The organism is Acidithiobacillus albertensis (assembly GCF_001931655.1).
In the GTDB taxonomy this organism is placed as follows: Bacteria; Pseudomonadota; Gammaproteobacteria; order Acidithiobacillales; family Acidithiobacillaceae; genus Acidithiobacillus; species Acidithiobacillus thiooxidans.
Window position 1 is genome coordinate 1 of record NZ_MOAD01000135.1, and the last position, 468, is coordinate 468.

1 protein-coding gene and 1 pseudogene are annotated in these 468 nt (G+C 59.0%); both read right to left on the reverse strand.

Annotation, left to right across the window (positions count from 1 at the left end):
• Positions 1-262 (reverse strand): ATP-binding protein (locus BLW97_RS18570; RefSeq protein WP_242947885.1); only part of this gene is annotated, 262 nt, incomplete at its 3' end.
• Positions 252-468 (reverse strand): annotated as a pseudogene (locus BLW97_RS18575) (IS21 family transposase); the annotation flags it as partial. The pseudogene BLW97_RS18575 and the gene BLW97_RS18570, both read right to left, overlap by 11 nt.

Below are 468 nucleotides of genomic sequence, written 5' to 3' on the forward strand. Positions count from 1 at the left end.
CCAGCGTGCGCAGGTGTTCTTCGGCCAAGGGGCTTTCCGTGAAGTCAAACTCATCCAGACTGCGCTGCAGGGGGAACCGGGCTATACGTCTTTGGTAACGCAGACTGCGGTAATGGCGGTCCTGTTTTTCGGCATCAATCAGGCTGGACAACCAGGAAACCGGCTCTGTGACCGGCCCGGGTTGCGCGACCCATTCCTGGTAGGCGGTCGCCATGCCATACAGATGCAGATCCTTCAGAGAGAGGGTCAGTTCAGTGGACATAAGGCTTCCCCCGCAAGGTATCGTAGCGACTGCAATCCGCCGTTGGCTCTTCTTTCAGATGCAGGGCTTCCGGAGTCTGCTGCGGGGGTGGTGGCAGCGGGTGCGCCAGACGGTGTACCAGATTGAGGATTACCGTGACTGTAACGGTTTTCTGCTCCAGGGCCATGGCGCAGGCAGTCTCCAGTATGTCCATGCCATGGTCTCTG